At 68.8% G+C, this 22249-nt stretch carries 22 protein-coding genes; 11 read left to right on the top strand and 11 right to left on the bottom strand.

The annotated features are described in order from the left end of the window. Positions 1 to 95 precede the first annotated feature (95 nt). On the top strand, positions 96 to 701 hold the full coding sequence (locus ACFYZA_RS05730; protein ID WP_382589295.1) for a sigma-70 family RNA polymerase sigma factor: 606 nt from the start codon (positions 96 to 98) through the stop codon (positions 699 to 701). A 91-nt stretch (positions 702 to 792) separates the two neighbouring features. On the opposite strand, the gene ACFYZA_RS05725 is transcribed toward ACFYZA_RS05730, so the two are convergent. Next, entirely contained in the window at positions 793 to 1125 is a 333-nt protein-coding gene (locus tag ACFYZA_RS05725) for a TfoX/Sxy family protein (protein ID WP_382589292.1), read from the bottom strand. Positions 1126 to 1348: 223 nt separating this feature from the next. Here ACFYZA_RS05725 and ACFYZA_RS05720 point away from each other — a divergent pair, with 223 nt between their 5' ends. Next, entirely contained in the window at positions 1349 to 2029 is a 681-nt protein-coding gene (locus ACFYZA_RS05720) for an adenosylcobinamide amidohydrolase (RefSeq protein ID WP_388487522.1), read from the top strand. A gap of 103 nt (positions 2030 to 2132) precedes the next feature. On the opposite strand, the gene ACFYZA_RS05715 is transcribed toward ACFYZA_RS05720, so the two are convergent. From ACFYZA_RS05715 to ACFYZA_RS05700, 4 genes are read right to left on the bottom strand one after another with little or no spacing between them, the layout of a single operon-like run. Continuing rightward, positions 2133 to 3140, bottom strand: a complete 1008-nt coding sequence (locus ACFYZA_RS05715; protein WP_388487520.1) for a DUF5914 domain-containing protein — start codon at positions 3138 to 3140, stop codon at positions 2133 to 2135. Continuing rightward, positions 3140 to 4165 (bottom strand): phytoene/squalene synthase family protein, encoded by a 1026-nt coding sequence (locus ACFYZA_RS05710; protein WP_388487518.1) that lies wholly within the window; start codon positions 4163 to 4165, stop codon positions 3140 to 3142. Before ACFYZA_RS05710 ends, ACFYZA_RS05715 begins: the two co-directional genes overlap by 1 nt. After that, positions 4162 to 5697 (bottom strand): phytoene desaturase family protein, encoded by a 1536-nt coding sequence (crtI, locus tag ACFYZA_RS05705; protein WP_388487517.1) that lies wholly within the window; start codon positions 5695 to 5697, stop codon positions 4162 to 4164. The genes ACFYZA_RS05710 and crtI overlap by 4 nt, the downstream gene beginning before the upstream one ends. After that, positions 5694 to 6974 carry a polyprenyl synthetase family protein gene (locus tag ACFYZA_RS05700; RefSeq protein ID WP_388487515.1) on the bottom strand — a complete coding sequence of 427 codons (1281 nt, stop codon included), beginning with the start codon at positions 6972 to 6974 and terminating at the stop codon, positions 5694 to 5696. The genes crtI and ACFYZA_RS05700 overlap by 4 nt, the downstream gene beginning before the upstream one ends. Positions 6975 to 7198: 224 nt before the next feature. Between ACFYZA_RS05700 and ACFYZA_RS05695 the strand changes: the two genes are divergently transcribed. Both ACFYZA_RS05695 and ACFYZA_RS05690 read left to right on the top strand, forming a co-directional pair. Continuing rightward, positions 7199 to 8386, top strand: a complete 1188-nt coding sequence (locus ACFYZA_RS05695) for a lycopene cyclase family protein (RefSeq protein ID WP_388487512.1) — start codon at positions 7199 to 7201, stop codon at positions 8384 to 8386. Positions 8387 to 8622: 236 nt separating this feature from the next. Beyond that, positions 8623 to 10218 carry an FAD-dependent oxidoreductase gene (locus tag ACFYZA_RS05690; protein ID WP_388487510.1) on the top strand — a complete coding sequence of 532 codons (1596 nt, stop codon included), beginning with the start codon at positions 8623 to 8625 and terminating at the stop codon, positions 10216 to 10218. Positions 10219 to 10278: 60 nt separating this feature from the next. Here ACFYZA_RS05690 and ACFYZA_RS05685 read toward each other — a convergent pair whose 3' ends face one another. Next, positions 10279 to 10806 (bottom strand): TspO/MBR family protein, encoded by a 528-nt coding sequence (locus ACFYZA_RS05685; RefSeq protein WP_388487508.1) that lies wholly within the window; start codon positions 10804 to 10806, stop codon positions 10279 to 10281. 654 nt (positions 10807 to 11460) lie between these two features. Here ACFYZA_RS05685 and ACFYZA_RS05680 point away from each other — a divergent pair. Both ACFYZA_RS05680 and ACFYZA_RS05675 read left to right on the top strand, forming a co-directional pair. Continuing rightward, positions 11461 to 12123 carry a fasciclin domain-containing protein gene (locus tag ACFYZA_RS05680; protein ID WP_388487506.1) on the top strand — a complete coding sequence of 221 codons (663 nt, stop codon included), beginning with the start codon at positions 11461 to 11463 and terminating at the stop codon, positions 12121 to 12123. 102 nt (positions 12124 to 12225) lie between these two features. Next, on the top strand, positions 12226 to 12711 hold the full coding sequence (locus ACFYZA_RS05675) for a peroxiredoxin (protein WP_388487503.1): 486 nt from the start codon (positions 12226 to 12228) through the stop codon (positions 12709 to 12711). Between the two features lie 173 nt (positions 12712 to 12884). Here the strand turns inward: ACFYZA_RS05675 and ACFYZA_RS05670 are convergent, their stop codons facing one another. Beyond that, positions 12885 to 13640 carry an anti-sigma factor domain-containing protein gene (locus tag ACFYZA_RS05670; RefSeq protein ID WP_388487501.1) on the bottom strand — a complete coding sequence of 252 codons (756 nt, stop codon included), beginning with the start codon at positions 13638 to 13640 and terminating at the stop codon, positions 12885 to 12887. Continuing rightward, positions 13637 to 14221: a sigma-70 family RNA polymerase sigma factor gene (locus ACFYZA_RS05665; RefSeq protein WP_382599349.1), complete on the bottom strand. Its 585-nt coding sequence runs from the start codon at positions 14219 to 14221 to the stop codon at positions 13637 to 13639. The genes ACFYZA_RS05670 and ACFYZA_RS05665 overlap by 4 nt, the downstream gene beginning before the upstream one ends. A gap of 521 nt (positions 14222 to 14742) precedes the next feature. Here ACFYZA_RS05665 and ACFYZA_RS05660 point away from each other — a divergent pair. From ACFYZA_RS05660 to ACFYZA_RS05645, 4 genes are all read left to right on the top strand, one after another. After that, positions 14743 to 14907 carry a hypothetical protein gene (locus tag ACFYZA_RS05660; RefSeq protein WP_388487498.1) on the top strand — a complete coding sequence of 55 codons (165 nt, stop codon included), beginning with the start codon at positions 14743 to 14745 and terminating at the stop codon, positions 14905 to 14907. A 310-nt stretch (positions 14908 to 15217) separates the two neighbouring features. After that, positions 15218 to 15541: a hypothetical protein gene (locus tag ACFYZA_RS05655; protein ID WP_388487495.1), complete on the top strand. Its 324-nt coding sequence runs from the start codon at positions 15218 to 15220 to the stop codon at positions 15539 to 15541. 65 nt (positions 15542 to 15606) lie between these two features. Beyond that, positions 15607 to 17004: a DUF4331 domain-containing protein gene (locus ACFYZA_RS05650; protein ID WP_388487493.1), complete on the top strand. Its 1398-nt coding sequence runs from the start codon at positions 15607 to 15609 to the stop codon at positions 17002 to 17004. Positions 17005 to 17075: 71 nt separating this feature from the next. Continuing rightward, entirely contained in the window at positions 17076 to 17384 is a 309-nt protein-coding gene (locus ACFYZA_RS05645) for a hypothetical protein (protein WP_388487490.1), read from the top strand. Positions 17385 to 17561: 177 nt separating this feature from the next. Here ACFYZA_RS05645 and ACFYZA_RS05640 read toward each other — a convergent pair whose 3' ends face one another. Together ACFYZA_RS05640 and ACFYZA_RS05635 are read right to left on the bottom strand one after the other, a co-directional pair. Then, complete coding sequence (locus tag ACFYZA_RS05640) at positions 17562 to 18023, bottom strand: SRPBCC family protein (protein WP_388487488.1); 462 nt, start codon at positions 18021 to 18023, stop codon at positions 17562 to 17564. A 153-nt stretch (positions 18024 to 18176) separates the two neighbouring features. After that, the gene (locus ACFYZA_RS05635) at positions 18177 to 18647 is read right to left on the bottom strand and encodes a DUF6194 family protein (protein WP_382599357.1); all 471 of its coding nucleotides are present in this window, start codon (positions 18645 to 18647) and stop codon (positions 18177 to 18179) included. Between the two features lie 63 nt (positions 18648 to 18710). Here ACFYZA_RS05635 and ACFYZA_RS05630 point away from each other — a divergent pair, with 63 nt between their 5' ends. Beyond that, the gene (locus ACFYZA_RS05630; RefSeq protein WP_388487485.1) at positions 18711 to 19430 is read left to right on the top strand and encodes a MerR family transcriptional regulator; all 720 of its coding nucleotides are present in this window, start codon (positions 18711 to 18713) and stop codon (positions 19428 to 19430) included. 134 nt (positions 19431 to 19564) lie between these two features. Here the strand turns inward: ACFYZA_RS05630 and uvrA are convergent, their stop codons facing one another. After that, complete coding sequence (uvrA, locus tag ACFYZA_RS05625; RefSeq protein WP_388487483.1) at positions 19565 to 22033, bottom strand: excinuclease ABC subunit UvrA; 2469 nt, start codon at positions 22031 to 22033, stop codon at positions 19565 to 19567. Positions 22034 to 22249: the final 216 nt, after the last annotated feature.

The raw sequence follows: 22249 nt of genomic DNA, 5'->3' as shown, positions 1-22249 counted from the left end.
GCACCGCTATGACGATGCAGATGTAAGAGGTCCACTGGGCCGGCCGGCACCCAGGGCATCACCCGGCCGGCATGGCGCCGAGCCAAGGGGTTTGCATGAACACCACACGCACGCGACCGTGTGCCCTCGATCCCGGCCGGCCCCGTGACGAGGAACAGACAGACGTCGACCTCGGCGCCGGTCTCCTGTGCGGCGACCTGAGCTCCTTCGCCGCGATCTACCACCGCTCCTCCGGCACTGTCCTTGGACTGGCGGTCCGCAAGCTGGGCGACCGCGAGGAAGCGGAGGATGTCACCCAGCAGGTGTTCCTGGCGGCCTGGCGCGGCAGGCACGGCTACGATCCGGCACGCGGCCCGGTATCCGCGTGGCTCATCGGAATCACCCGGAAGAAGATCGCGGACGCACTCGCCGCGCGAACCCGGCGGACCCTCGCAGCTACGACTCTCGCTGCCCGCAGCGGCCCGGACAGCCCCGGCGGACACGAGGAGGCAGCGGTACATCGGGTGATGCTGTCCTACTCGCTGCGCAGCCTTCCCCCTGCGCAAGGCCGATTGGTGGCACTGGCGTACTACCGGGATCTGACGCACACACAGATCGCCCAGCTGACAGGACTGCCGCTGGGCACCGTCAAGAGCCATATCAGGCGCGGTCTGCTCACCCTGCGCCGCCAGCTCAACGAGGCCACCGCGGCTACCGCTTGAAGCAGAACGGGCCACAGATTCCAGTGGCCGCATTTGCTCTGTCGCATGTCACAGGAGGGAATGTGTCTCCTCAGGCGTGCGACGAGCCCAGTCACTTGGCGGGCAGTGAACGGGCGTAGTCAACGCCTCGGCGCACCCATGGAGCGAGCTGGCGCTTGGTTCGAAGGTTTTCAGGGGCTACCCGCAGCCACCCTCGCATCGGCCGCCCACCCATGACGGCCACTTCGGCCTTGGCAGCGGCAACGAGCCGGTCAGAGGTGGCCGGGTCGACACGGACCAGGATTCCTCCCTGCCTGCTGACGGCGAGGCACATGTGCCCTTGTAGGAGAAAGGCAAGGCCTCCGAACATCAACCGCTCGCTTACGCCCCGCTCGGCAGCCATGCATTCCCGCATGCGTTCGGCGAGATCCTCGTCGTAGGCCATGAGTCATGGTGCCAAGCGTTGTCAGCCATCGAGACAGCCGACACGCTGGAGGGCGGTTACCAGCGCACACTTCCAGGCCGCGCCTGCCGCGAGGAAGAGCCTGGCCTCTTTCTTCGATTTCGCAGGTGCATGGCGGAAACCCCCTCACCACACAGCGGCGTATGGACCAGACGTAGGCCCGTATGATCACACCGGTTGACACCGTCGGCATCCAGGAATTCTCGTGACCTCCGTCCTTCCGCCGCCCCGTACCGCCGCGGGCCTGCTGGCACCTCAGTTGCTGAGCCGCTTCGAGGACGGCGAGTGTTTGCACGCGCTCATCTGGTCGCCGGGCCCGGGCTGGCGGATGGCCAGTAGCGCGGTGCTCGGCGGAGGCATCGGTGAACGTGCCTGGGTCCTCAACGCTCAGGTGTCTCACGGCTACCGGCGTAACGATCCGGACCTGCACCTCGGAGCCCTGGCCGGCGAATTCGGCGCTCGTGGGTTGGGAGTCGGTCTGATGACGGCCGCCGACGTCTCGCGGTACGCACTGGCAAGTGACGGTGACGTCGATGCCGTAGTGACCGCGGGCATCGAGGTGCGCGGGTGGGCCGCCTCGCCTGCCGAGGGAACCGTTGTCCCAACTGCTCCCGGCACGATCAACATCGTCGCCGCTCTCCCCGTGGCACTGTCCGACGCCGCCCTGGTCAATGCGGTGGCAACGGCTACCGAGGCCAAGGTCCAGGCTCTGCTCGACTCCGGCTACGACTGTTCGGGCACGCCTACCGACGCCGTGTGCATCGCAGCCCGGTCCCCCTCCCCCGAGCTTGAGGTTCACGCATTCGCCGGCCCCCGTTCGGTGTGGGGCGCCAGCCTGGCCCGCGCCGTCCATAGCTCCGTGCTCCAGGCCGTCCAGGTGTCCTGAGCCGTCGGCGCCAAAGGCCCAGCTGCCGCCGATCCGCGCATGCGTCGGACCGGCTGCAGGACTGGCGCGTCTTGTTCGCCGGGGTGTCCGCGCCGGTCGCACTTCACTGGGACGGATCCTGGGAGCGCATGCGCCATCGCCGCTCGGCGTAGGCGAGGTCGTCGCTCCACAGCCGCGCGGCGGTGGCGCGCATCAGCGGGCGCAGCAGTGGGGCTGCGCGCCGGGCGATCGCGAAACCGGGGCGGTGTGATGTGGCGATCACTGCTTCGACGACGGCTGTGCGCGGGCTGCTGTGCCCGGGTGAGGTCAGTGGCGTCGCGTGTGTTTCGACCACCGAGTTCTGCCCCTCTCCGTCCGTGATGTGCATGACGACGGTGCGGGGGCCGGGTGCGGTGAAGACGGCCCTGACGGGCACGACGAGTCGAGTGGTGAGCCGGAAGGAGACGTCGACCACGAAGGCGTCCGCGTCAGGGCCGGCGTCCGGTGCTGGGCTTTCGGTGACCTGAAGATCGACGAAGGCGTAGGGGTGGAACCACGCGCCGTGCCAAGGGTCGAGTCGGTTGGCCACGATGTCGGCCGGTTCGCATCTGCCCATCCCGGTGTAGACGGCGCTGACGGACCGAGACAGGGCGGGTCGCTCGGGGATGACGGGGATGGGGAGCGGCTGTTCCGCGCCGGCCGCATCCAGGCGGACCCACACGAGTACGCCGTCGTCGTAGGCGGGAAGTGGTTGCCATCCGGCAACTCCCTTGGCGCTCAGCGCCATTCCGTGCCAGTGGCAGACCAGGACCCCGCAGCGCACGGAACTGTCTTTCAGGGGTGCGCCGAGATGAGGGCATGCTCCGGGCGCCGCGACTACCCGGCCGCCCGTGTCGCGCCAGAGAACAATCTCCCGCCCCGCCACCGTACGGCCCAGGGGTGTGCTTGCCGGTACGTCTGTGCTGGCACCGACGACGTACCAATTGCCCGAAGGACGGCTTTGCGCTCTCTCGAGCGCGGACTCGATGACGGCGGGGCGGGCGTCGCGCCAAGTGGGCCGCTGGCGTTCCCAGGCGACGGGGTGCCGGCGAAAGCTCAGAGGGTAACGGCGCACACCCGGCTTCCGGCCCATCACACCAGCCCCCGGCGTGCTGCCGAAGTCCCCACGGCTGCCGCGTGCGCCATGTCCGCATGCAAGCGGTTCGCCCTTCGGCAGCTCGTCAGTTGGTAGCGCGCTCGTGCATGAACGACGCGGACCAGGCCGTCGAGGGCCACCGTAAGCCTTCGCCGGCGGGGCACCACCGCGCGCCGGTGGAGCACCGTGTATCCGTCGGCGGCGATGGCGTCGAGGATGCCGGCGTACAACACGAAGGCGGTACGGATGCACGGGCGGGATTCTGCCGCGAGCATGGGCACTCCTGGCGCTGCCTGCCGGTAAATGCCGCGCGTCATCGCTTCGAACGCCCTGAGTGTCTGAGTGATCCGGGCATCCCGCCGGCCCGTGTCGCGACTCCATCGCAGGCGCTCCCGGTCAACGCCGTGGGCCCGCAGCAGGTCCCCCGGAAGGTAGACGCGTCCTCGGTCCAGGTCCTCGCCGACATCGCGCAGGAAGTTCGTGAGCTGGAAGGCGACACCGAGCTCGGCCGCGTGCGTCTCCGCCTCGGCTCTGGGCACCACGGTCCCCAGTACAGGGAGCATTTGGAGGCCGATGACAGCAGCCGAGCCGTGCATGTAGCGACGCAGGTCCGCGTAGGTGGCGTAGTCCGTGACGGACAGGTCGTCACGCATCGCGTTCATGAAGTCGGTGAAGTGCTGGTGCTCGATGCCGTAACGGCGTGCGGTGTCCGCGAGTGCGCGCACGACGGGTTGATCGCTGTGGCCTGCCTTCAGGCCCGTCTCCAATTGGACCGTGAGTTGGTGAAGGGCTGCTGCCCGGCTGGTCACAGACCCTGTGACGTCGGCGGAGTCAACGATGTCGTCGGCCCAACGGGCGAATCCATACAGTGCGTGGACGGCGCTGCGCCGGTCAGCGGGAAGGAGTCGGGTGGCGAGGAAGTAGGTCTTGCCGTGCTGTGCGTTGAGTAGTCGGCAGTGGGTGTACGCCTTGCGCAGGGACGGGTCGGTGATGGCTGCGGCGTCGAGTTCTCGGGCGGTCAAGACGGCGCTCCCTTGGTGTAGTTGCGTGCCGACTGTGCGAGACGGGTACGGGGCGGGCAGCCAGTGATCCGTGCTGCGGCGAGCTTTCCGGAGAGCAGCACGGTGGGCACGCCGACGCCGGGCGTGGTTCCGCAGCCGCCGAGCACAACGTTCTCGGTGCCGTGGACGAGGTTGCGCGGCCGGAAGGGGCCCGTCTGGGTGAAGGTGTGGGCGGCGGAGAAGGGCGAGCCGGCCCCGTGTCCCTGAGCGGTCCAGTCGGCAGGCGTGACCAGGCACTGTTCCTCGATGGATGAGCCGATGCCTTCCAAGCCCCGCCGCTCGAGCTCGTCGAGAATGACTGCTCGGTACTGAGGTCCGAGGTCTCCCCACTGCGCGGGACTTGGCCCGATGTCGGTGTTGGGGCAGGGCGCGAGGATGTAGTGCAGGTGCTTGCCCGGTGGTGCCAACGACGGATCAGTGGCGGTGGGACGGGTGATGAGGAGAGAGGGATCAGCCATCAGCCGGCCCCGGCGCGTGATGTCATCGAACGTCTCGTGCCAGGCGGCGCCGAACGAGATTGTGTGGTGGGCCAGTTGGGGCCAGGTGCGGTCCGTCCCCGCGTGAATGATCACGGCGGAAGGCGCGCGTCGTAGCGGCGCGGATCGGCGTGGAGTTCGGCCCAGCAGCCGGTAGGCCGCGGGCAGGTCGGCAGTGAGAACGACGGCATCACAGGGGACGCGTGTGTCTTCGGTGACCACGGCGGTGACACGGTTCCCGGTGCGTTCGAGCCCGGTGACGGTGTTCTGGTACAGAAACTCGGCGCCCGCCGCTTCGGCTGCGTCGGCCATGGCTTGAGGCAGGGCGTGCATGCCGCCGCGGGGGAAGTAGACGCCGGCGATGGTGTCCATGTAGGCGATGACCGCGTACGCGGCGAGGGCTCGTGCGGGGGCAACTCCGGCGTACAGGGACTGGAAGGAGAAGACTCGGCGCAGCCGCTCGTCCTTGATGAACCGGCCGATCTGATGGTCCAGGCGGCCGAACCCGCCAAGGGCCGCGAGCCGGGCGAGGTCCGGGGTCAGGAGTTGCAGGGGCGAGTCGAAATTGGTGTCGATGAAGTGCTTCATCTGCGCCCGGTAGAGGCGGTGCAGCCAGCTGCGCAGTCGTAGGTAACCGGCTGCCGCGTCGGAGCCCGCGAAGTCTTCGACCGCTTGCGTCATGGCGTCGGCGTCGGTGTGGACATCGAGCATGGAGCCGTCAGCGAAGGATGCCCGGTAGGCGGGGTGAAGGGGGATGAGTTCGACTCGGTCGTGGAGGCTCTCACCGACCGCGTTGAAGGCTTCGTCCGCCAGCTCCGGCATGGTCAGCACGGTGGGTCCCGTGTCGATGAGGTAGCCGCCGCGCTGGAGGCGTCCTGCCCGTCCGCCAGGCAGCGCGTCGCGTTCGACGACGGTCACCCGCCGGCCGCTACCCAGGAGATGGAGCGCGGCCGACAATCCGGACAGCCCTGCTCCCACCACGACAACGTGATCGGTGCGTCCCCGTACGGTTTTCACGAGGAGGCCACCTCGTCCGCGCCGGGCCGGGCCGGAACCGCCTTTCGCGCGAGCTCGCGCGGGGCATCCCGTGTGTCCTTCCCGACGGCCGCGTGCATCAGCCCCAGCAGGTGGTCGCGGGCGACGGGATCGATCGCGGCACTGCCCAAGTGGCGCAGGCTCTGGGCCAGCAGACAGCCGACCCTGTGGTGTACGAGTGCGGCGGCTCCCGTGCTGTCGAGGACCTGGCGGACCTCGTCCATGCCCGTCTCGTCGAGATCCGGCCGTCCGACGTTGTTGCGCAGGACCTCTTGGGCTCGAGAGTCGCCTTGAGCCTCAGCGCGGGCATGTGCGAGGGCGATCAGGTAGGTCGGTTTCCCGGACCGCACATCAGCCCCCACGGGCTTGTCCCCGCCGCCGGGGGGTCCGAGGACGTCATCAAGGTCGTTGCGCAGTTGGAAGGCGAGCCCGATGCGGCGTCCGGCGGCGCGCAGGGCGTGCGCTGTGGCTTCCTCCGTCCCCGCGAGGAGGGTTCCGAGTTGGATGGGCCGCTCCACGGTGTAGAGGGCGGTTTTCAGATAGGCAGCGCGGATGCTGCGGCTCAGAGACCTGTTCTGCGTCAGCTCGCCCTGGACGTCCAGGTACTGACCGGCCACCATCTCCATGCGCATCTGCGCCCATACGGCGCGCACCCTGCCGGCCTGTCCCGTGGGCAAGTCGAGCGCGGCGAGTTCGTCGTCGGCCCAGGCCAGGGCGAGGTCGCCGGCGAGGATCGCAGCCGATTCACCGAAATGAGTGACGATCGCCTTCGGTCCCTTGTCGTACTGCGCAGCAAGGTCGACATGCACCGCCCGGTGTCCTCGGCGCGAGGGAGCAGCGTCCATCACGTCGTCATGGATCAGCGCACACGTCTGGATGAGTTCGAGGGCGGACCCCAGCCGGAGGGCAGCGACGACCTCATCGAACGCGGGCACTCCCCCGGCTCGCATGCTCCACCACAGAAACTGCGGCCTGATCCGGCCCCCTCCGCCCAAGGTGAACCGGGCGACTCGGGCGGCGATGTCCCGCCCGAACGTCTCGTGGGCATCGTGCGCCTCTTTTACCCGTTCTGCCAGCAGCCCCTCAAGCCGGCACTGGACGGAGCCGTGTACGTCGAGGTCGATCTCCCGCACCAGCGTCGTCAGCCGCTCGTCGGCCGACCGCATCGCCCGAGCGCCTGCCGATTCCTCAGCGTACGGCCGCGTCAGGCCAAGCGCGAAGCGATCCGTGCTGGCACCCGCTACCTCGTCGGGGCGCATGGCTGCTCCTCTGCGTGGGGTTCGGCTAGGAATATCGTGAACTCATTCCCTGTCCGGGCCGCGTTCGGATGCGCCAAGGCGTCAATCGGAGTAACCACCCCGGCGAGAGGTCTGAGGGTGCCGAGCGGCCCTCGTCGGCCACAAAGCGTGCGTGGCGCGCATCCAGGAACCCCGCGCGAGTGGAAGGGTCTCCAGGAGCTGACGGCGAATCTCGGGAGGCGGCGGTGGAGCGTGTGGACGTGGCCATCATCGGCGCGGGCGCGGCAGGGCTGTCCCTGGCCGACCGTCTTTGCGCAACAGGCCCCCGCTCGCTTGCTGTGCGGCTGATCGACGCTCCGCCCGGCCCACTCCGTCCGCCGCGGCGCACCTGGTGTTTCTGGGAGGCGGGCGCCGGGCGGTACGACGCGGCCGTCACCAAGGCCTGGACCAAGCTCCGCGTGCACAGTCCGCAGGGAACCGCCTTCGACGACGACATCGGACCGCTCCGGTACAAAATGATCCGCTCCGACGACTTCGAGCACCTGATTGCCGGTCATCTCGCGGAACGTCCCGGATTCACGCAGCGCGAGGGGGTCGTCGAGACGATCGACGGCGCGGTGGACGGCGCCCGCGTCCTCCTGCGTACCGCCGACGGGGCGCGGGAGTCACTGTCAGCACGATGGGTGTTCGACTCGCGTCCGCTGGAGAGTCTGCCATCGGCGCGCACAACACTGCTGCAGCATTTCCACGGCTGGTTCATCCGCACGCCCCAGCCCGTCTTCGACCCCGAGCGCGTGGAGCTGATGGACTTCCGCGTCCCGCAGCCGCCGAACGGGCTGGCATTCTGCTACGTGCTGCCAACCAGCCGTCACGCAGCCCTGGTGGAGTACACCGAGTTCTCAGCAGGGCTACTGCAGGACGAGGAATACGACCAGAGGCTCCTTTCCTACGCACAGCAGGTCCTGGGTGCGCGCGACTTCGACGTCGAGGACACCGAACACGGTGTCATCCCCATGACGGACGCGCGGTTCGCGCGTCGCAGCGCTCCCTCCGTGTTCCGGATCGGCGCGGCCGGTGGAGCAACCCGGCCGTCCACCGGATACACCTTCGCCACGATCCAGCGGCAGACAAGCGCAGTAGCGCGAGCCCTGGCCCAGGGCCGCAACCCGTCACCGCCGCCCCCTCATTCGCGACGGTCGCAGGCTATGGACGCGGTCTTTCTGCACGGTCTGGCCCACGGACGCCTCGACGGCAGCGAGTTTTTCGCGCGCCTGTTCTCCCGTGTTCCGATGGCACGCCTGCTGCACTTCCTCGACGGCGACACCACCCTGCTCCAGGACATCTCCATCGGCCTGCACACCCCCATCGGGCCGATGCTACGCAGTGCGGTGGAGTTGCCGACGCGGGGACGGCGCCATTTCCTCGCACCTTGACCAGCGTTTCGCAGCGCGCCCGTCCTCAGGAGAATCATGTCGACCGCCATCTTCCTCGCTCTCAACACGGCTGACCCACGTGCAGCATTGCCCGGCCGGCAGCCCGTTCTCCTGGCCACGTCTCGGGGCTTCTGCCGCACGCCCGGCCGCAGCACCCCGATCTCCCCCAACGGTCCTTGGTGCACTGCCCACTTGGCGCTTCACGGCAGTTACGGAGCTCCCCCTCGCAGTACCGCATGGCCGCGTCCGGGCGAGGCGGCGCGCGCGTGAGGCGGGCAGGTGGTGGTCCTCCAGATGCCAGAGACCGCCGAGCGCACTGCTTCCCGGGGAGGCCTGGGTCGCCCAGAGTCGCTGGTGAGCCTCCTGTCGCGGCGGTGGTGGGAGGAGGCATCGCGGGCATCGCGGCGGCAACGGCACTGGCCGAACGTGGTGTCCGGGTCACCCTGTTCGAACGCGACCAGGTCCTGGGCGGACGCCTCGCCGGATGGTCCACGACTCTTGAGGACGGGTCCACCGTCACCATGAGCCGCGGCTTTCACGCCTTCTTCCGCCAGTACTACAACCTGCGAGCGCTGCTGCGACGTACGGACCCTCATCAGACGCGCATGACACGTCTGCCCGACTATCCGCTCTGGCACGCCGACGGGCTCAAGGACAGCTTCCGCCACGTTCCCCGTACTCCCCCGTGGAGCGCCCTGGGGTTCGCCGTCGCCAGCCCCACCTTCCGTCTGCGTGACCTTCCCCGGATGAACGCGGCCGGCGCGCTCCCCCTAATGGACGTGCGTGTGCCGGACGTCTACGACCGCCTGGACGCCACAAGCGCCCACGACTTTCTCGCCTCCATCCGCTTTCCCGAAGCAGCCCACCACTTGGCGTTCGAGGTGTTCTCACGCAGCTTCTTCGCCGACCCGCGCAGACTGTCAGCGGCCGAGATGGTGCTGATGTTCCATATCTACTTCCTCGGCTCCGCCGAAGGTCTTCTGTTCGACGTGCCCAACGAGCCGTTCCCCACCGCTCTCTGGAATCCGTTGGGCGCCTATCTGGAACGCCTTGGTGTCGACGTGAGGTGCTCCACACCCGTCGAACACATCGCCCCGCACGGCGACGGCTTCCGCGTCACCGCGCCCGGCCTCGACCGAAGGGTCGACGCCTGCGTCCTGGCCCTGGACACCGGCGGTCTCCAGTCACTCGCCACGAACAGTCCCGCCATCGCCGACGCGTCCTGGCACCAGCGCGTCGCCCGCCTGAGGACAGCTCCCCCCTTCCTCGTCTCCCGGCTGTGGCTGGATCGCCCCGTCAGGTCCGACCGTCCGGGCTTTCTGGGCACCAGCGGCTTCGGCAGCCTGGACAACGTGAGCGTGCTCGAGCGCTGGGAGCGGGAAGCCTTGCGGTGGTCACGCCGGGCTGGAGGATCCGTGATCGAACTGCACGCCTACGCCGTCGACGAGAACGCCGACCGTGCCGCCGTACAGGAGCACCTCGTCCAGCAGTTGCATGCGGTCTATCCGGAGACCCGCGGCGCACGGATCATCGACGCGCGGCACGAGTGGCGTGCCGACTGCCCGCTGTTCCCAGTGGGCGGATACGCCGATCGTCCGGCAGTTCGGACGAGCCACCCGCATCTCATGGTGGCTGGGGACCTCGTGCGGACCGGACTGCCAGTGGCCCTGATGGAACGCGCCGCTACCAGTGGCATGCTCGCCGCCAACGCCCTCCTCGAGCGATGGCGGGTACTCGGACACACGCTGTGGACCGTCCCCGTCCGCGGTCGCAACCGCCTTCTGCGACAGTTCGCCGAGCGCCACAGACGGCATACCGACTCCGGCCGGTAACTCGTGAACCATCCCGCTCCGGTCGGTGCCGGATGCGCCGGACGGCGGAGTTCGACGGGCTCAGCCGCGCGGCAGAGCAGGCGCATGCCGGGCGATGGAACTGTTGAGCGCTGTGGCGAAGGCGCACCAGGCCGCATACGGGAGGAGGGCCTTGGCCGCGGCACGGTCAGATCGCGCGGTACGGCGGATGAGTTCCGCGTTGCTGAGGTCGAGCAGTACGGTGCCGACCACAGCCGCTCGGGGGCTGCGCAGACGGAAGAACAGCCAGTTCCATCCAGCGTTGAGCGAGAGGTTGGCAGCCAGACTCGCGGCAAGCCGCGCGCGCTCCCGCCGAGTAGGCGCGGCGCCCAGCGCACGACCGCCGGCGTAAGCGATCGTGGCGTACAGCGGAGTCCAGACGACTCCGAACGCCCACGACGGCGGCTGCCACGCCGGCTTGGGCAGAGATCTGTACCAGACGCTGTCCGCGTCGACGGCTCGTGCTCCAAGGAATGCCGCACCGGTCACCGCTGCACCAGTGGCGCCGAAGCGCAGCCAGGCGGCGGGGGTTGGCGGCTGCTTACCGTTGTGCTCACTGATCAGCCTCATGCCTCTACGTTTGCCCGATTGTCTCGGCCCTACCTCGGATTCATGCGGATGCCTGGGGAGGGCTGCGGCTTGAGGCCCGATCGCTGCGGAGTACCGCCCACCACGCCATCGCCGTTCGCCTGCCCGGTCAGCTGAGCATCACCGTCTACGAGCGCACAGCACTGAACCCGTGCCTGAAGGCACCGCGCTCGGCCGATAGCGGGGAGGCGCTGCCGATACGAGGTGAGGCGGCGAGGCAGCCGACTCGGCTTCCGTCAGCTCCGGGACGCGGGGCACCCGTTCGGATGAGCGACCAATCCTCTGGACCGTCGGCTCCGAACCAGAAGTCGTGATGAGAAACCTGAGCAGCAAGGGCGGGCCGCTGGTCGGCCCGCGCTGTGCGGCCGTGGCCGGGCGTAGGCCGACCGCTCGCTCGATCTTCACCGGTGCGGTGATCCCGCCGCTCTCGGTGGGCGGCGGCCCCGACATCCGCTTGGCGCCCTCACCACTCAATCCGTTTCAGCACCGCCGGCGTACCCCGCCGACGGCAGCTCCGGCGATGCCGCGCGACGCGCAGAGCATCCGGCTGCCGCTGTCGGCCCCGGCGGGCAACTCCGTATCCCCGTCCTGCCATTGGTTTTCCCAGGCATGTGCCCCGTCAATTCTGGAGTCATCGTGAATGCCCTGCGTTTCCGTCGTACCGCGATCGTCGTCACTGCTGCCGCAACTCTCCCGTTCGCGCTGAGCGCGTGCGGTGGCAGCGACAGCAAGAAGGACAGCTCCGCCTCCTCGGAAGCGGCCACTCCGCCGGCTTCGCAGTCGACCACTGGCGGAAACTCCTCGAACGGTGACGCGTCGATGACGGACAAGCCGTTCGGCACCGCGTGTGCGTCCGTGCCGAAGGACGGTGCGGGTTCCTTCGACGGCATGGCCAAGGACCCGGTCGCCACCGCCGCCTCGCACAACCCGGCGCTGTCCACCCTGGTCGCCGCGGTCAAGAAGGCCGGCCTGGTCGACACCCTCAACAACGCCCAGAACATCACCGTGTTCGCCCCCACCAACGACGCCTTCGCGAAGATCCCGAAGGCCGACCTCGACAAGGTCCTCAACGACAAGGCCATGCTCACCAAGATCCTCACGTACCACGTCGTCGGCCAGAAGGTCGCCCCCAAGGCGCTCGAGAACGGCTCGTTCGACACCCTGGAGAAGGGCAAGGTCACCACGGCCGGCTCGGGCACCGAGTACAAGGTCAACGACAGCGCCAACGTGGTCTGCGGCAACGTGCCCACCGCCAACGCCACCGTCTACATCATCGACACCGTCCTCATGCCCAAGTAGCCCCAACATGCGGGAAGTTGAGCAGTCGTGAGGAGGGGCGGGCCGCATCGCGGCCCGCCCCCATTCCCATTGATGACGCAGGTGAAAAAAGGAGGCGCGGTTGTGGGCGCGATTCCACAGCAGGGACAGTTCGTGCCCGATTTCTCTCTGCCCGGAGGCATCCTGACCCAGGGACACTTCGAGCGCGGCGAGTACCGGCTGTGCGCGGAACGCGGCCGTCCCCTGGTACTCGCCTTCTACCCGGGTGACGACACGCCGGTCTGCACCCGCCAACTGTGCTCGTACTCCAGCGGCCTGGAGACGTTCGCCGACTGCGGTGCCGACGTGTGGGCCATCAGTCCGCAGAACCTGGACAGCCACGAGTCATTCGCCCGCAGACACCAGCTCGCCATGCCCTTGCTGGCCGACACGGAACGCTCCGTAGCGCGCGCCTTCGGCATCACCGCCCCCGGGGTCGGACTGCGGCGGGCTGTCTTCCTGATCGCCCCCGACGGAACGCTCTTCTGGAAGCACGTCACCCTGCTCGGCGCCACTTTCCAGAGCGTGGACACCCTGGCCCGACAACTCGTGCGCCTTGCATCAGCTTGAGACGTGTGCGTGGGCCGACTGCGACGACCCAGATGCCGCCGGGGGCCGGGGCCACTCCCCGATGGCGATGCTTCAGAGCGCTGCCGGATACGGGCCTCTGCGCCCCCAGCGGGCGGCAGCGGCACCAGCGGGGAGAGCGTGCCGACGCCTCTCCCCAGGCACCTCCACAACACTCAGGCAGTGGCGACGTCCATCAGTACGAGCGGGGTCGAAGTCGGGGCGGTTGAGCCGCCGGCGGGTTCCAGGGTGATGCCCACGCCGGATGCCCGGTCGACCGGCCCGGTGAGAAGGACGGCCTCGGTGGTGCGTGCTGGGTCCATCAGTCCGGCCGGGCGCATGGTTCCGGCGTCGTTGAACCACAGTTGGTAGACCTTGCCGGCCGGCGGGTGCGGGAGCCCAGAGGCCACGAAGGCGGCCTGGTTCTTGCTGTGGGCCACGACGAGCGTGCCGCTCGCGCCGTTCTTCAGGGTGGCGGTGGTGGCCTTCGCGTCGGGTGCCGCGAGGACGTCGGCGAGCCGCTGGGACTGGCGTTGGGCCGTGTCGGCCCGCTGCTGGGCGTCGTCGGCCTGCTGGTGCTGCCAGACCGCGACCCCGCCAAGACCGGCCGCCGCCGCGAGGCATGCGGCCAGTGCGAACCGGGACCAGGGCGCTCGACGCGGTCGGCTGCCGCTGGGGCCGGTCCGGCCGGGTGTGCGGGGGGATTCCTGGCGGACGATGGCGATCCGCCGCAGGACCGTGGCCTTCAGCTCCACCGGGGGCCTCACCGACACGGCGAGTCCGAGCCGGCCGGCGGTCGCGGTGAATTCCCGCACCTCCTGCGTACATGCCGCGCAGGCGTCCAAGTGGCTCTCGAACGCGCTGTGTTCATCCTCCGGCAGTGCGTGGAGCGCGTAGGCGCCGGTCAGCGTGTGCAGGTCAGCTGTGATCATGCGGTCACCCCCAGGCAGTCGCGCATCCGGATCAGTCCGTCGCGCATTCGGGTCTTGACCGTGCCCAGTGGCACGGTGAGCAGTTCGGCGACTTCCCGGTAGGTCATGCCGCGGTAATAGGCGAGTGTTACGGACTGGCGCTGGAGTTCGCTGAGGGCACGCAGACAGCGGCGCACCTGTTCCCGCTCCAGGCGCCGGTCGACCTCTTCGGCGACTTCGTCGAACGCCGGGGTCTGTTCCAGGAGCGCGGCCTTATGGTCGCGTGCGCCGGCTGCCTGGGCGGAGCGGACGCGGTCCACGGCCCGGCGATGCGCGAGAGTGAGCACCCAGTTCATGACGCCGCCCAGTTCGCGCCGATAGCGCGCGGCGGTCTGCCACACGGCCACCATGACCTCCTGGGCGACTTCCTCCGACTGTGCTGGATCACGTACGACGGCGCGTACCACCCCGAGCACGGGGCCGGCCACCGCGTCGTAGAGGGAGCCGAAGGCTTGCTGGTCTCCCTGTGCCACGCGGTCGAGCAGGTCGGGCAGGTCGGGCCCCGCAGAGGGCAACCCGCTGATGTGCACCGGTTCTTTCACGCGGTGATCCTCCTGAGAATCGATCCGTACACACACGATTCGGAACCGGTGCGCCGATGGATTGCTGCAGATCACTGGTGTCCACGGAAAGCCGGGTGAACCGTTGGCAGGCCCTTCCTCGGAGCCGCGCCGAGGCGGCCCTGCGCGGACACCTGCCGGACCAGCACGGGGCGCCACCTCTGGCGAGGCGAATCCGAGAGAGCCGCGAAGCCACCGAGAGGCAGTCACCAAGAAACCGGAAGCCTGAACGGAGCTTGGACGGCGATCTTTAACGTGCCGGAAATTCGCGATGAATCCGTGTCGAGCGACAAGGATTTACGCATGGAAAAACTACCTCCGGAGCGATCACTCTTCAATTCCAAAGGGAGCTCAGGGAAAGGCACATGGCCGCGCTGGACCGTCGACCTGTCGCGCATGAACGGAGTACATGCAGCGTGCAGCCTCAGGCGCCGGCCTGGGGGATCCCACCGCGCTTAAGAGTCTTTGCGGTGCGGGCTGGCTGAAGGCAGGAGGAATCGGCATTGATCGACTGGATCAGTGCGACTGCCCGCGCCTTGCGTCGTCACCCCTGTGGTGATCACCTTCTTTCTCTCTTCGCTGCCGGTATTGGTTCGGTTCAGATCCGCTGCCGGTTTGGTCCGGCGGGAAGAAAAAAGCTGTTTTCCCTCGTTCGGTCGATCGAGTGAGGTCTGAACTGCGGAAAGGCAGCCGGGTTGCGTCCTTCGTCAAGTCCGGTCTCTGTGGGCCTCCTTGACGTGGTGTGAGGCGGGGCGTTTCATACGTGGCTGAGCGTCGGGCCCTCTTCTGCCTCGGGCCCAGCGTCTGCCGTCAGACGCGTCGTCGACGCCTTCAATCCCTGTAGCGCGGAACGCGGAAGCGATCCCGTCCGGACGCCATGCCTGCGCGTGTGCCGTTTTCTCTCGGCCTTCGACGCACGCCTTGCCCGGACCCGCTTGCCAGTTCGCCATGCCGTGCAGCCCAGTCAGAGGAGTGGTCATGAATGAATCCCGGTCCGAGCCCCAGCAGCGGGAACCCTCCGGCATGGATCGCCGAGGAGTGATGCGCGGCGCGACCCAGGTGGGCCTCGCGGCCTTGGCCGCCGGTGCGGTCCTGAGCGTGGCCGAGCCGGCCCAGGCGGCCCCCTCGCGCGGCGTCGTACCGATGGCCGAGGAGCCCGCTGGAGCGGTCGGCCCGCACGAGCCGCTGGTGGTGCACGTACGCGACGCGTCGACCGGCGAGATGGACTTCTTCCACGGCGACCAGCACCGCCAGGTGCACGACCGGGAGTTGGCCGCGGCACTGCTGCGTCACGCCCGCTGACCCGAACGTCCCCCGGCCACGGCAACTCCTGCCGCGTCGCCATCGACCAACCCGGATGAGGTTTGATGTCCTCCCACCGCGAAGCCCCGGAGATCTCCAAAGACCCGGTCGCCGACAGCACCGACGTCTACGCCTTCGTCAGCCCCGACGCCCCAGGGACCGTCACGCTGATCGCCAACTACATCCCGCTGCAGAACCCGGCGGGCGGGCCGAACTTCTACGAGTTCGGCGACGACGTGCTCTACGAGATCCACATCGACAACGACGGCGACGGCCGCGCGGACGTCACCTACCAGTTCGAGTTCACCACCAGGATGCGCCGCCCCGACAGCTTCCTCTACAACACCGGGCCCATCCTCACCCTGGACTCACCGAACTGGAACCGCTACCAGACCTACACCCTGACCCGCTGCGAGAGCAGCGGCCGGCGTTCGGTCCTCGGCCGGAACCTGGCCTGCCCGCCCTGCAACATCGGGCCCTTGTCCACCCCGACGTACGCGAAGCTCGCCCAGCAGGCCGTCCACACCCTCGGCAAGAACCGCAAGGTGTTCGCCGGCCAGCGCGCGGAGGGCTTCTACGTCGACCTGGGGTCCATCTTCGACCTCGGCAACCTGCGCCCCTTCCAGAACCTGCACAACCAGTTCGGCACCAGCGCGTTCAGCGAGCCCGCCGACGGGGTCAACACGACCAAGGAACTCAACGTCCACTCACTCGCGGTTCAGGTCCCCACCACCGATCTGACCTTCCACGGGCGCCCCGTCAAGGACCCCGCCGATCCCCACGCCACGGTCGGCGTATGGACCAGCGCCAGCCGCCGCAGGGCCCGGGTCATCGAGCCCCGGCAGGGCAAGGACCTGGAGACCGGGCCCTACACCCAGGTCTCCCGCCTGGGCAACCCGCTGTTCAACGAAGTCCTCGTCCCGCTCGGTCACAAGGACGAGTGGAACGCGGTCCCGCCGGCCGACGACAAGCGCTTCGCCACCTACGTCGCGCACCCGGAACTGGCCAAACTCCTGCCGACGCTCTACCCCGGCGTCTTCCCCTCGCTCGACGCGTACAACAAGTCCGGCAAGCCCCGCGCGGACCTGCTCGCCATCCTCCTGACCGGCATCCCTACGGGTGTCGTCCCAGGGTTCCAGAACTACACCGGCCCCACCCAGGCGGACATGATCCGTCTCAACACCGCCATCCCCGCGGCCAAGAGCCCCAACATCCTCGGCCTCATCGGCGGTGACCCGGCCGGCTTCCCCAACGGTCGCCGCGTCTACGACGACGTCGTCACCGTCGAGCTGCGCGCCCTCGCCGGAGCAACGCTCCCGCTCGTCGACAAGAGCTTCACCCCCGACGCGGCGTCCTCGAAGGTGACCGACGGCCTCACCCCCGCCGACGTCACCAACCCCTACCTCGACACGTTCCCCTACCTCGGCGTGCCCTACGACGGCTACCACCACCCCGCCTCCTGACCCATGCCCCAGCGGCGGGGCCGCGATCGCGACGAACGCGGCCCCGCCACTCCGAACCGTGAAGAGGCTCCATGCACTCCCACACCACTCACCCCTCCACCCCCGGCAGCGTCGTGCTGGACATCGGCGAGACCACCGCGGCCCTCATCATCCACACCGCTGCCGAGCACGAAGGACTCGAAATCCACGTCAGCCCCACCGGCCGGCCCCAACAGCGCACCCACGCAGCCGTGCGACCCCGCCACCTCGGCGACCGCACCATCCACTGCGCCCTCATCCAGCCCCTCCCCGCAGGGGACTACACCGTATGGAAGGAGGACAACACCCCCCACGGCACCGCCACGCTCGCCGGAGGCAGCGTCACCGAATACCAGTGGTAGGAACACCACCGAACTCGCCGGCCGGTCGGGTCGGCTCTTGGCTCCGGCGCGGATGAGTCAATACCCCTGTGTGCCCCACCGCGACCGCCGAGGAGCAGCACTCCTCACGCTCGCGGGGCATCGGGCAACTCTCCTGTCGGCGAACCGAGTTGAGCCACGTGACGCGAGAGGGGGGGTCTACTCGACGGTCCGGGCAAGGATGCCGAGCGTGGCACGCAGACCCGCCTCGGGGATCACCGGAAAGATCCCGGCCTCGCGGTACTTGTCGTCGATCTCGCTCCAGTCGTAGTACGACGTGACGGCGGTACCGGACTCATTGGGTTCGAGCCGATAGCCGTAGAGGTGTCGGATGGGGGGCTGGATGGTGCCCGAAATCGTCCACTCCAGGACAGCGTCCCGTTCATAACGCGTGATGATCACGGTCACGTCGTAGCGGCCCATGGGAAGGTCCCCCAGAGCCTCCCGGTCCATGTGAACGACGAATTCGTCCCCCACCGCACCCACCGGGCCGCCCTCGGCGGACTGCAGCATTCCTGAGCTGTCGATGCGCACGTGCCCCTGCGGGGATCGCAGCACGTCGAAGATCACGGAGGGGGTCGCGGCGATCTGGCGCGTGACCTCGAATCGTTCTGATGTCATGCACCACCTTTGCACGTCTACTCCAATCGCCCCTCTGCGAGGCCAGGGAGGACGCTGGCTCACGGGTTACAGCCGGCTCGACGAGCACCTCGTCATGCACGCCCCAACCCGCTTGCAGGGAACGGACGTTGGCTCAGCGCCCGGCGTTCCGCATCAGGTCGTCGCGCCCGCTCGTCGCTCATAGCGCGAGCGCGCGAGGTGATGGGCCTTGCGGAGCAGCTCGCGGACCGCCGCGTCGGTCCCCCGGCCCGGGTTCACCACCGCGAGCCATCCGACGGAGCCGTAGACGGGGTGTGCCATCACCACATCGGTGACGCCGGGGTCCTCGTCGGTGGCCGGCTCGCGCGGCGCGTGGCCGGTCCAGCTGGTGAACGATTCCTTCCCGGCGGCCACATTGACGCGGAACGCGTCCGGGCGGTCCAGTCGCGACCTCTCGTCGCCCGGCTGGTCCTTCGTCACGATCGTCGCGAACGGTTGAGCCGCTTGCGGAATGACGCCCTCAGGAGAGTAGTAGAAGAAGGTGTCCCCCCAACTGATCTCCGGTGAGCCGTCGCCGGGCCCAGGGCTGACAGTCAGAGTTCCGTCCAGGCCCGCTACGAAGTCGATGATCTCTTCCATGGTCATGTGCTCAAGCGTTTCATTAAGGTGCTTGTGGAGGCTTGAAGCCGGAAGACAGAGGATCACCAGGTGTCAACTCTCAAGTCGTCGGCGTTGCGCACTGTCGACGTCGCACGCCGTGCGGGGTACTCCGTGCAGCAGGTACGCAATCTCGAGCGCGACGGGGTCCTGCCGCCGGCGACACGCTCAGCTGCGGGCTACCGGATCTACGGAGAGATTCATCTGCGGTCCGCTCTGGCCTATCGAGCCCTCGCGGCCGGAGTGGGGCCGGTTGAGGCCAAGCGGATCGTTCGTACCGTGCACGAGCGCCCGACCTCGGAAGTGCTCGCACTCCTCGACGCCGCCCACGCCCGGCTCGACCGGGAACGTACGGATCTCAAACACGCCAAGGAGGCCGCCTCGGCGATCTCCACCGAGCCGATCGGGGACGTACGCCCATCGGATTCGATGGGCGTCTCCGAACTCGCCGCCGCGCTCGGGGTGCGTCCATCGACCTTGCGGCACTGGGACGCCGAGGGGCTTGCGGTTCCGGACCGCGTGCCACCGCGAGAGACCCGGCGATACTCACCGGCCCAAACTCGGGACGCCCGCATCGTGCACCAGCTGCGCGCCGCCGGGTACCGCATCGACCAGCTCCGGACCTTGATGCCCGACCTGCGCCACGGGCACCGGTCGGCAGACGTCGAAGCCGCGCTGGCCGCCCGAGATGTGAGCATCGCGGCGCGCTCCCGCGCCCTCCTCGACGCGACCGTCGCGCTTGGCGCGGTCCTCGCTGCCTGCCGGCTGTGACTGTGAGGTCTGCCGGCTTTGACTGTGAGGCTCCGCCGGCACCGGTAGTCCGCCACGAGCCGGAATGCGGCACGGCGACGCCCGCCCCCGCACCCCGGATGTTCGAGACCGGCGCTCAGCCCCTCGCGTCGCTGTCAGGACCGCGTGAGCCGGGCTGCGAGATAGGGCGCGGTGGCGCTGCGGCGGGCCTTCGCCACCTTGGCCGGCGGGCCCGCCGCGACCACGCGGCCGCCCGCGTCGCCGCCGCCCGGCCCGAGGTCGATGACCCAGTCGGCGGTGGCGATCGTGTCCAGGTCGTGCTCGACAAGGACGACCGTGTTGCCGGCGTCGACGAGCCGGTGCAGCTGTCGCAGCAGCAGCGCGATGTCCGAGGGATGCAGCCCTGCCGTCGGCTCGTCGAGCAGGTAGAGCGCGTGTCCGCGGCGGGCTCGCTGCAGCTCGGTGGCCAGTTTGATGCGTTGCGCCTCACCACCGCTGAGCTCCGTCGCGGGCTGGCCCAGCCGCAGGTACCCCAGTCCCACTTCGCGCAAGGTCTCCAGACTGCGGGAGGCGGCCGGGACCGAGGACAGGAACTTGGCGGCGGCGTCGACGGACAGCGCCAGCACTTGCGCGATGTTCTTTCCCCGGTAGGTGACTTCCAGCGTTTCGGCGTTGTACCGGGCGCCCTGACAGGTCGGGCACGGCGCGTACGTGCCGGGAAGGAAGAGCAGTTCCACCGCGACGAATCCTTCGCCCTGGCAGGTCTCGCACCGCCCTTCGGGCACGTTGAAGGAGAACCGCCCGGCCGAATAGCCGCGCGCCACGGCCTCGTCCGTCACCGCGTACAGCTTGCGCACCGCGTCGAACATCCCCGTGTACGTGGCCAGGTTGGACCGGGGAGTCCGGCCGATGGGCCGCTGGTCGACCAGGACGAGGCGATCGAACGACTCGACCCCCGCCGCGTCCTGGACGCCGATCTCAAGGCGCGCCTCGTCGGGCTCCTCGGGTACGAGTCCGAGGTGGCCCCGGACGACCTCGGCGAGCACCTGTGTCACCAGCGTCGACTTTCCGGAACCGGACACGCCCGTCACCGCCGTCAGTACGCGCAGCGGTACGTCGACGGACACGTCGTGCAGATTGTGGCGGGAGACGCCGCTCAGGTGCAGCCAGCCCTGCGGTATGCGCGGGCGGTGATCGAGCGGCTCGGCGCGCCCGAACAGATGCCGGCTCGTGGCCGACTCCCGGACCCGCTCGAGCCCGGCGACCGGGCCGCTGTACAGCACGCGTCCGCCGCCCTCGCCCGCGCCGGGGCCGATGTCGACCACCCAGTCCGCCCGCCGTACGACGTCCATGTCGTGCTCCACGACGAACAGCGAGTTGCCGGCCGCCTTGAGGCGGTCCAGCACGTCGAGGAGCGGTTCCGCGTCAGCCGGGTGCAGACCTGCGGAGGGTTCGTCGAGGACGTAGACGACGCCGAAGAGACCCGAGCGCAGCTGGGTGGCGATGCGCAGGCGCTGCGCCTCGCCCGGCGACAGGGTCGTGGAGCGGCGGCCGAGGCTGAGGTATCCGAGGCCGAGGTCGAGCAGTACGTCGACGCGCGCGACCAGGTCTCCGCAGATCCTGACCGCGACTTCGGTCGTCTCCCCGGATCGCGCGGTCGACGTGGTGGCGTCGGCTTTTGCCCGCGCGGCGACAGGCCGCAGCAGCGCCGCGACCTCGCTGAGCGGCATCGCGTTGATCTCGGCGATGGAACGCCTGGCGAAGGTCACGGCGAGCGCCTCTGGCCGCAGTCCGCTGCCGTGACATTCGGGGCAGGGCACGCTCCTGACGAACCGGAGCGCTCGTTCGCGCATCTTCTCGCTCTTGGAGTCGGCGAGTACGTGCATCACGTGCTTGCGGGCGCTCCAGAACTTGCCCTGGTAGCCGTAGTCGACGCGGTCCTCCTCCGGCTCGATGTACACGGAGGGCTGCTCGTCCGTGTACAGGAGCCAGTCCCGGTCCTTCTTCCTGAGCCTGCGCCACGGACGGTCGATGTCGATCCCCAGACCGCTCACGACACTGCGCAGGTTGGCGCCCTGCCAGGCACCCGGCCAGGCGGCGATCGCCCCCTCGCGGATGCTCAGGGAGGGGTCCGGGACGAGCAGCTCCTCGGCGACGTCGTGCACGACGCCCAGTCCGTGGCACTCCGGGCAGGCGCCGGCCGCGGTGTTGGGTGAGAACGACTCGGCTTCCAGGCGCGCGGCCCGGGGCGGGTACGTGCCGGCACGGGAGTACAGCATGCGCAGCAGGTTGGACAGCGTGGTGATGGTGCCGACCGTCGAACGCGAGCTGGGCGAACCGCGTCTCTGCTGCAGGGCCACGGCGGGTGGCAGTCCGGTGATCTCCTGCACGTGCGGTGCCCCGACCTGCTGCAACAGCCTGCGGGCATACGGTGCTACGGACTCGAAGTAGCGGCGCTGGGCCTCCGCGTAGAGCGTGCCGAACGCCAGCGAGGACTTGCCCGAACCGGAGACGCCCGTGAAGGCGACCATCGCGTCCCTCGGAACGTCGACGTCGATGTTCCGCAGGTTGTTCTCACTGGCGCCCCGGACATGTACGAAGGGGTCGCTCGCGTCCTTGTTCACCGTTCCTGACTACCTGATCTCGCCGGCAACCGCGCGACAGCCACCGTTACCGGTCCCCCTCGCGCGCCCCTCCGGCGGGCCGCTCCCAGGGAACACGCGAAGGTGCTTCGCCGTTGAGCAGTACGTGGGCGCGGAGGGAACTGTGACCCCGGGCCTAACCCTTTGCCCATGAGGACGATCGTTCGGCTGAAGCCTCATGGAGCCCCCGCCGCGAGG

Source organism: Streptomyces sp. NPDC001828 (assembly GCF_042892175.1).
Classification (GTDB): Bacteria; Actinomycetota; Actinomycetes; order Streptomycetales; family Streptomycetaceae; genus Streptomyces.
Note: the sequence above shows the minus strand (reverse complement) of the source record. Positions and strands in the feature narration are given on the sequence as shown.

Coding starts and splice junctions, on each gene's coding strand:
- ACFYZA_RS05685 (WP_388487508.1), bottom strand. CDS start 10,806: ATGAGGCTGATCAGTGAGCACAACGGTAAGCAGCCGCCAACCCCCGCC.
- ACFYZA_RS05730 (WP_382589295.1), top strand. CDS start 96: ATGAACACCACACGCACGCGACCGTGTGCCCTCGATCCCGGCCGGCCC.
- ACFYZA_RS05640 (WP_388487488.1), bottom strand. CDS start 18,023: ATGACATCAGAACGATTCGAGGTCACGCGCCAGATCGCCGCGACCCCC.
- ACFYZA_RS05670 (WP_388487501.1), bottom strand. CDS start 13,640: ATGATCACAGCTGACCTGCACACGCTGACCGGCGCCTACGCGCTCCAC.
- ACFYZA_RS05715 (WP_388487520.1), bottom strand. CDS start 3,140: ATGGGCCGGAAGCCGGGTGTGCGCCGTTACCCTCTGAGCTTTCGCCGG.
- ACFYZA_RS05635 (WP_382599357.1), bottom strand. CDS start 18,647: ATGACCATGGAAGAGATCATCGACTTCGTAGCGGGCCTGGACGGAACT.
- ACFYZA_RS05725 (WP_382589292.1), bottom strand. CDS start 1,125: ATGGCCTACGACGAGGATCTCGCCGAACGCATGCGGGAATGCATGGCT.
- ACFYZA_RS05645 (WP_388487490.1), top strand. CDS start 17,076: ATGCACTCCCACACCACTCACCCCTCCACCCCCGGCAGCGTCGTGCTG.
- ACFYZA_RS05690 (WP_388487510.1), top strand. CDS start 8,623: ATGGCCGCGTCCGGGCGAGGCGGCGCGCGCGTGAGGCGGGCAGGTGGT.
- ACFYZA_RS05650 (WP_388487493.1), top strand. CDS start 15,607: ATGTCCTCCCACCGCGAAGCCCCGGAGATCTCCAAAGACCCGGTCGCC.
- ACFYZA_RS05700 (WP_388487515.1), bottom strand. CDS start 6,974: ATGCGCCCCGACGAGGTAGCGGGTGCCAGCACGGATCGCTTCGCGCTT.
- ACFYZA_RS05655 (WP_388487495.1), top strand. CDS start 15,218: ATGAATGAATCCCGGTCCGAGCCCCAGCAGCGGGAACCCTCCGGCATG.